Origin of the sequence: Yoonia sp., assembly GCF_046498525.1 — a bacterium.
In the GTDB taxonomy this organism is placed as follows: Bacteria; Pseudomonadota; Alphaproteobacteria; order Rhodobacterales; family Rhodobacteraceae; genus Yoonia.
Window position 1 is genome coordinate 49,450 of record NZ_JAWOAN010000013.1, and the last position, 7,345, is coordinate 56,794.

Here is a 7,345-nt window from a genome sequence, read left to right on the forward strand (position 1 = left end):
CACAGTCAGCGAAGTTAGAGCGTCTGTCAATACAACAGTGTTAGCGCTAAAAATTCCTTGGATTTCCATAAAAACATGCTAGTCAACGCGGGCCGCGCGTTAAAATACACGACGCGGCATGGCCGAAATTTCTGATTAATAGCGCTTTGGACGCTCGACTGACCCTATGAATTTAAAAGAACTTTCGCAAAACTTGGGTCTGAGCCAGACCACTGTCAGCCGTGCGCTCAACGGCTACCCAGAAGTGAGTCCCACAACCAGGCGCAGGGTCGAAGAGGCCGCAAGAACCTTTAACTATACCCCATCCACCCGCGCCAAGGGACTGGCGACAGGCCAGGCTCTGGCAATCGGGCACGTCATTCCGCTTTCCAGCAAGCACGAGATGGTGAACCCGATCTTCGGCGACTTCATCGCAGGCGCAGGCGAGACATATTCACGGCATGGTTATGAAATGATCCTGTCCATCGTCGATGACGCGGACGAACGACGCATTTACGAGGGGCTCAAGTCGCGGCGCGCCGTGGATGGCGTGATCGTACATGGTCCGCGGATGAATGACCCGCGGATCGGGCTTTTGCAGGAATTGGGTTTGCCATTTGCCGTGCATGGACGCGCCTCGGGCCATGAAACACCCTATGCATGGCTTGATGTGAACAACCGCAGCGCGTTTCAGCGCGCCACCGATTTCCTGTTTGACCTTGGGCATCGGCGCATCGGTCTGATCAACGGGCTAGAGGTCATGGACTTCGCCCATCGCCGACGCGAAGGCTATTCTGCGTCGTTGCGTTCACACGATGTCGCTTTGGACCCTCTGCTGATGCGGTCTGGCGAAATGACCGAGGTGTTCGGCTATCAATGCACCCGTGACATGCTGTCGGGCGACAATGCACCAACCGCCGTCATCTGTTCGTCGTTGATCTGTGCTCTGGGTGTGCGGCGCGCCATCGAAGAAAAAGGCCTCGTGATGGGCAAGGACGTGTCCGTCGTCACGCATGATGACGTTCTGTCCTATCTGCAGAACGGTGGCGATGTGCCAATTTTCACGGCGACCCGATCCTCGGTCCGTGATGCGGGCCGCAAACTGGCCCAAATGCTCCTTGCCGCCATTGCCAATCCCACTCACACACCGCAGCAACAATTGCTCGAAGCACAACTGATGGTCGGGTCTTCCACCGGCCCTGCCCCCCGAAAGGACTGACATGGATTTCAAACGATCCGACTTCCCCGAAGGCTTCCTGTTCGGGGCCGCCACCGCAGCGTATCAGATCGAAGGGCACAGTTTCGGCGGCGCAGGCCCTACCCATTGGGACAGTTTCGCGGCAGGCCCCGGTAATGTGGTGCGCGGCGAAGACGGGGCGGTCGCCTGCGATCACTATCACCGCTACGCCGAAGACCTTGATCTGCTCAAATACGCGGGGATGGATGCCTACCGTTTCTCGACATCATGGGCGCGGGTCATGCCCGACGGGCGCACGCCAAATCCCGAAGGGCTGGATTTCTACGACCGTCTGGTGGATGCCATGCTGGAGCGCGGCCTCAAGCCGTTTCAAACGCTCTATCACTGGGAACTGCCAAGCGCGCTTGCCGATAAAGGCGGCTGGATGAACAGGGACACCTGCGCATACTTTGGCGACTACACAGGAGTCATTGCCGACCGCATCGGCGACCGTGTGGCGGCGATTGCAACCATCAACGAACCTTGGTGTGTCTCGTACCTGTCGCATTTCCTCGGCAATCATGCACCCGGCCTGAAGGATATCCGCGCGACAGCGCGGGCCATGCACCATATCAACCTTGCCCATGGTGTCGCAATGACGCGGCTGCGCGAGAAAGGCATGAAGAACTGTGGCGTGGTCCTCAATTTCGATCACACCGAACCGAAGGACACTTCGGCTCGGGCGGCTGAAGCCGCCGCCACATGGGATGCAATCATGAACCGCTGGTTCGTCGAAGCGATCACCAAAGGCACCTACCCCGCCGAGGCGCTGGCCGGGCTTGCGCCCCACATGCCCAATGGCTGGCAAGACGACATGGCCGAGATCAGCCAGCCCATCGATTACCTCGGGGTTAATTACTATACCCGCCACAAAGTCACGGCAGACGAGACAGCCGTCTGGCCTCATATCGCATCCGAGGAAGGCCCCGGCGACAAAACGCAAATGGGCTGGGAAATTTACCCGCAGGGGTTGCAGTCTTTCCTGACCCGCCTGTCAAACGACTACGTCGGAGACATGCCGATCTACGTCACTGAAAACGGCATGGCTTGGGATGACGCCGTGGAAGACGGGGCTGTCGTCGACCCGGAACGGGAAAAATTTGTCTCCGACCACATAAATGCGACAAAACAGGCGATCGCAGAAGGGGCCAACGTGCAGGGCTTCTTCTACTGGTCACTACTGGATAACTATGAATGGGCCTTTGGCTACGAAAAACGGTTCGGTATGATACACGTCGACTTTGAAACCTTGAAGCGTACGCCCAAAGCGTCCTATCACGCGCTCAAAGCTGCTATCGCGCGTTAAGGATTATCATGGGACATCCCAAAGACACCTACTCACTGGTCGCCGATATCGGCGGTACGAATACCCGCGTCGCTTTGGCTGATGGGCGCCGGATCGTCGATGGCACGATCAGGCGCTATCGGAACGCGGAATTTCCGGGGCTCGAATCTGTTCTGACCCGCTATATCGCTGACGAGGGCGGCGTCGATCCAATCGCCGCATGCGTTGCGGTTGCGGGTCCTGTACGCGATGGCAGGGCCACCTTGACCAATCTGGATTGGACGATCGATAAGGACACACTCGCGCGGGCGACCAAAGCCAGGACAGTGGCGATCCTGAACGACCTGCAAGCGCAGGGACATGCGCTGGGTTATATCGAGGTTTCCAAAATCCGCAGCATTCTGCCGGGACCGGCTGATAATGCAAACGCGGCAAAGCTGGTTGTCGGCGTCGGAACGGGTTTCAATGCCGCACCGGTTTACGATCTTGAACATGGGCGCATCGTGACCCCATCAGAAAGCGGCCACGCAAATCTGCCGATCCGCACCGAAATGGAACTGCGTCTGTGCCAGTTTGTCTCGACGGCGCATGGTTTTCCAGCAGTCGAAGACGTGCTGTCCGGTCGCGGGCTCGAACGTGTGTATGCATTTCTGGGTCAGGAAGCAGGCGATCCGCGCGAATGTGCAGCCCAAGATATCATGACCGCCTGCGCCAGTAGCGCGGACCCGCGCGCCGTGCAAGCGGCCGAGCTTTTTTCGCGCATTTTGGGAACAGTCTGCGGGAACCTGTCACTGATCCAACTGCCTTTTGGCGGTGTTTATCTGGTAGGTGGCGTCGCGCGTGCTTTCGCCCCGCATCTGACCCGTTTCGGCTTTGGCGATGCCTTCCGTGACAAAGGCCGCTTTGCAGGCTTCATGAGCAATTTTGCCGTATATGTGATCGAAGATGACTATGCCGCATTGACCGGATCTGCCGCGCATCTGGTGGCGCTGGGACAATGATGGTTCAGGGTTCCGTCAATTCCGGGACCGCTTGCAACTGGTCCTGAACGGCGTCTGTCAGATCGCTGAGCGAGAACGGTTTAGGCAGGAACGCCGCGCCCAAGACCTCCGGTTGCCCATCATCAAAGGCATCTTCGGGATAGCCGGACATAAAGATCACCTTCGTATCGGGGCGCTTGACAAGCGCCTGCCGCACCCATGTCGGCCCATCAAGCCCCGGCATGATCACGTCGGTGACAAAAACATCGACATGCAGATCTTCGTTTGCCAGCATTTCCAAAGCGGCTTCCGCGTGATCTGCCTCAAGCACCGTATAGCCGCGCAGGCGCAGAGCGCGGGTCGCAAAGGCCCTGACCGGCGCCTCGTCCTCGACCAGCAGAACAACGCCTTCGGCGCTTGTCTTGATACGCGGCGTAGCTGCGGGCGCAGGCTTTGCAGGGGCCTTTTCTCCTGCAACGTGGGACGGGAAGAACAGTGAAAACGTCGTGCCTTCGCCAACGACGGTATCAACGAAGATATACCCCCCTGTCTGCTTGACGATACCATAAGCCGTGGACAGTCCAAGCCCGGTTCCCTCACCCGTTCGTTTGGTGGTGAAGAATGGCTCGAATATCTTGGTTAACTGGTCTGCCGGAATCCCCTGCCCCTCATCAATGACCTTGACCAGCACGTAGTCACCGGCAGGAATGGTGGCACGATCGCGATGCATCGCTTTCACAAGTCGGGTATTCTTGGTGATCACACGGATACCACCCGCGCCCTCCATTGCGTCACGGGCATTGACCACGAGGTTCATCAACACCTGTTCAAGCTGGCGCTTGTCAGCTTTGATGTGGAAAAGTTGCGGGTCATGATCCAGCGTCAGTGTCACTTTCTCGCCCACCAACCGGTTCAGCAGATGGGTCAGATCCGAGAGCGTGTCGCGCAGGTCGATCGTTTCGAGGTGCAGGTTTTGCTTGCGCGAAAACGCCAGAAGCTGACCGACAAGACTGGCGGCGCGATTTGTGTTCTGGTGGATCTGGATCAAATCACCATAGTCTTGATCATGCTCATCATGGCTGCAAAGCAAAAGCTCGCAGTGGCCGGAAATCGCGGTCAGCAGGTTGTTGAAATCATGCGCAACACCGCCGGCCAGCTGACCAATCGCCTGCATCTTCTGGCTTTGTACGAATTGCAGTTCAAGCGATCGCAATTCAGTCACATCGTTCAGTACGGCAACCAGGTGCACGTCATCGGGGCCTCCTGCCGTGTTCAAGGTGACCTGCACGAAAATATCCTGCTTGTCTCCGCGCCCGTGCAGAACCTGTGACACATTCCCGGCACGACCGGACAACGCCTCTGCCAGCCAGTCATTTATCGGTCGCCCCGGATCGGTCAGGACATCTGCAAGATGCAGTTTTCGGGCCGGTCCGATATCAAGAAGTTTCCGGGCCTCGCGATTCGATCCAAGCAATGCGCCATCTTGCGCAACCTTCAACAGCGGCACCGGCAAATCCTCGATCGCATCCCAGCCAGCACCGAGTTGGGGCGGCATCGGCGCTGCGCCGTTTCCGGGCAGCAAATAGATATCATGCGCCGTATCCTTGCCTTCAACGACCGCGACCATAACCGAAACCGTGCGTTCCACCCCCCGCAGGTCATGCATCTGTCCTGATCGTAAAGGGACCTCGGCAAACACCTCTTCCAGCCGTTTCGGTACGGCCCCGACCAAGCCCCGAAACGAATCATTCATCGAAATGATCCACCCGTCCGGAGCGACAGAAACCATTGGAAACGCCGGGTTTTGTCGCCGTTTGACACCGCCCGTACCTGTCTGGCTGAGGTCATCAAGCCACCAAAGCTGGCAGTTCTTCGCCATGATCAGCAGGCGCAGGCGAAAGTGACCGCCGCGCGTGACGATATCTTCGGTTTGCGCGCCTGTTTCACTGGCCTGCGACATCACTTGCGACAACACACTGCCCGGATTCGCCAACATCAGTTCGAAAACCACGGCCAGACTACGGCCCCTGGTATCGCCGAACCGGTCATGCGCGCCTTCGTTGGCATATTGCACCACGCAACTGCCATCAGTGACAAAGCCAATCCCCACATCATGCATGATCACGCGCCGCGCATTTTGACATAAACGGCTATTGACCCGCCCCGCATTGAGATCTGCGATCTTGAGAAAGGCCGCCAGACACATCAGGATGCCGCCAAAGACGGCAAATCCATATTGCAGTGAGGCCAGCGGCGAAATCATGGCCAACGCAGCAAGAACAGCCACGACCACCAACAGATGCGCCGCCCGGGGCGGTTTTGCAGGAACATCCGCGGGCGTTGTTTCGCATGATTGATCAAAGGGCATTCAAGAAGTCACCTCGCTACGCATCACAGGATCCTAACCCTCAAACGATTAAGCCGCCCTTAATACCGCATAGCAGATCTTGAATTACAATTCTAGGTTGTTATCCTTGCGCATAAGGATGCAGGAAAAAAATCCATCCCCATTGGCGTCCGGAAACCGTTGGCTTTGCTGCAGAACACCCCACGCGGGGCTGCGCGCGCAAAATTCCGCCACGGCTTTCCCGTTTTCCTGCGGCAAGACCGAACAGGTCGCATAAACCAGAATACCGCCATCTGCGACAAGCTGTGACGCGCTATCAAGCACTTCGGCCTGCGTTTGCATCAGTGCGGCCAGACGGTCCTCTGTCAGACGCCACTTGGCATCCGGGGTGCGCCGCCAGGTCCCGCTCCCGCTGCACGGTGCATCGCAAAATATAACGTCAAAAGCAGGCTGGTGTGCCAACTGCGCTGTCTCAAGCGTCACGATATCGACCCCCGCACGCGCAGCACGGACCGGAACGTCGTTCAGGCGTTGCGGTGCAACATCATGCGCAAAAACCTGCGCCTGATACATATCCGCAAAGGCCAGTGCCTTGCCGCCACCACCGGCGCAGTAATCCAGAATACGCGCGCCCTCAGGCACCGGCGTGTTTTGCACCGCCTCTTGCGAGGCCGCGTCCTGCAACTCGACGGCCCCGGTCAGATACGCGCGTGTGGTTTTGACGCGACGCGGATTTTCCGTGACACGCAGACAGCCTGCAATCTTAGGGTGCACGACAGTACCAACCCCTTCATCGGCCAAGGCCTGCACGGCCTGCGCCGCCGTCCCTTTGCGTCCGTTCACGCGCAGGAACACTTCGGCGCGGCCTTGCTGCACAAGCGCCGCCGTAACGGCCTGATCACCCAGTCCTGCATTCCAAAGCGGCCAGAGCCAATCCGGCAGGTCGCACCGCGCCGCATCGGAAAGATCAAGCGGTGTCTCGGATGCCGCCCTTTCGGCCAGGCTCAACGGTTCAGGTGCATGGCCTTCACCTGAAAAAAGCGCATCAAGGTCCCATCCTTCGCGCACCGCCAATCGCTGCATCAGGCTGCGGCCTGTCCCATCACCCAAAGACCGTTTGGCGCGCAGCACGTCAAACACATGGTCGCGCACTGCGGCACGGTCCTTGGACCCTGCAAAACGACTGTTCCGCGCCCAGCCTGTCAGGGCCTGCTCGGCCGCTGCACCGTCTTGGATCTGATCAAGCACCGCAATCGCGGCGGCCACACGCGCGCCGGGGGTCATACCCTAGCCGACCCGGTAATTCGGGCTTTCGCGGGTGATACGCACGTCGTGCACGTGGCTTTCCTTCAGACCGGCACCTGTGATTTTCACAAAAGTACAGCTCTTGCGCATCTCGTCGATCGTTGCACAGCCGGTATATCCCATCGCCGCGCGCAAACCGCCCATACCGCGGTAGGATTTGAACGACCGGCCCTGATAGAGGATCACCTCGCCGGGGCTTTCGTCAGTGCCAG

At 58.5% G+C, this 7,345-nt stretch carries 6 protein-coding genes; 3 read left to right on the forward strand and 3 right to left on the reverse strand.

Annotation, left to right across the window (positions count from 1 at the left end; all coding sequences use genetic code 11):
* Positions 1 to 166 precede the first annotated feature (166 nt).
* Genes R6T97_RS00930 through R6T97_RS00940 form a run of 3 tightly spaced genes read left to right on the forward strand, consistent with a single transcriptional unit; the run spans position 167 to position 3,502 of the window.
* Positions 167 to 1,198 (forward strand): substrate-binding domain-containing protein, encoded by a 1,032-nt coding sequence (locus R6T97_RS00930; RefSeq protein ID WP_410347432.1) that lies wholly within the window; start codon positions 167 to 169, stop codon positions 1,196 to 1,198.
* Between the two features lies 1 nt (position 1,199).
* Positions 1,200 to 2,522 (forward strand): GH1 family beta-glucosidase, encoded by a 1,323-nt coding sequence (locus R6T97_RS00935; RefSeq protein ID WP_410347433.1) that lies wholly within the window; start codon positions 1,200 to 1,202, stop codon positions 2,520 to 2,522.
* 8 nt (positions 2,523 to 2,530) lie between these two features.
* Positions 2,531 to 3,502 carry a glucokinase gene (locus tag R6T97_RS00940; protein WP_410347434.1) on the forward strand — a complete coding sequence of 324 codons (972 nt, stop codon included), beginning with the start codon at positions 2,531 to 2,533 and terminating at the stop codon, positions 3,500 to 3,502.
* Between the two features lie 4 nt (positions 3,503 to 3,506).
* Here the strand turns inward: R6T97_RS00940 and R6T97_RS00945 are convergent, their stop codons facing one another.
* The 3 genes from R6T97_RS00945 to R6T97_RS00955 all read right to left on the reverse strand — a co-directional run.
* Complete coding sequence (locus tag R6T97_RS00945) at positions 3,507 to 5,849, reverse strand: ATP-binding protein (RefSeq protein WP_410347435.1); 2,343 nt, start codon at positions 5,847 to 5,849, stop codon at positions 3,507 to 3,509.
* Positions 5,850 to 5,933: 84 nt separating this feature from the next.
* Complete coding sequence (locus tag R6T97_RS00950) at positions 5,934 to 7,112, reverse strand: RsmB/NOP family class I SAM-dependent RNA methyltransferase (protein ID WP_410347436.1); 1,179 nt, start codon at positions 7,110 to 7,112, stop codon at positions 5,934 to 5,936.
* A 3-nt stretch (positions 7,113 to 7,115) separates the two neighbouring features.
* Positions 7,116 to 7,345, reverse strand: a 230-nt coding sequence (locus tag R6T97_RS00955) for an IMP dehydrogenase (protein WP_410347437.1), incomplete at its 5' end; no start/stop codon positions are given.

Bases quoted from the DNA above. Each gene is read 5' to 3' on its own strand.
- R6T97_RS00945 (WP_410347435.1), bottom strand. From the start codon at position 5,849: ATGCCCTTTGATCAATCATGCGAAACAACGCCCGCGGATGTTCCTGCA.
- R6T97_RS00940 (WP_410347434.1), top strand. From the start codon at position 2,531: ATGGGACATCCCAAAGACACCTACTCACTGGTCGCCGATATCGGCGGT.
- R6T97_RS00930 (WP_410347432.1), top strand. From the start codon at position 167: ATGAATTTAAAAGAACTTTCGCAAAACTTGGGTCTGAGCCAGACCACT.
- R6T97_RS00935 (WP_410347433.1), top strand. From the start codon at position 1,200: ATGGATTTCAAACGATCCGACTTCCCCGAAGGCTTCCTGTTCGGGGCC.
- R6T97_RS00950 (WP_410347436.1), bottom strand. From the start codon at position 7,112: ATGACCCCCGGCGCGCGTGTGGCCGCCGCGATTGCGGTGCTTGATCAG.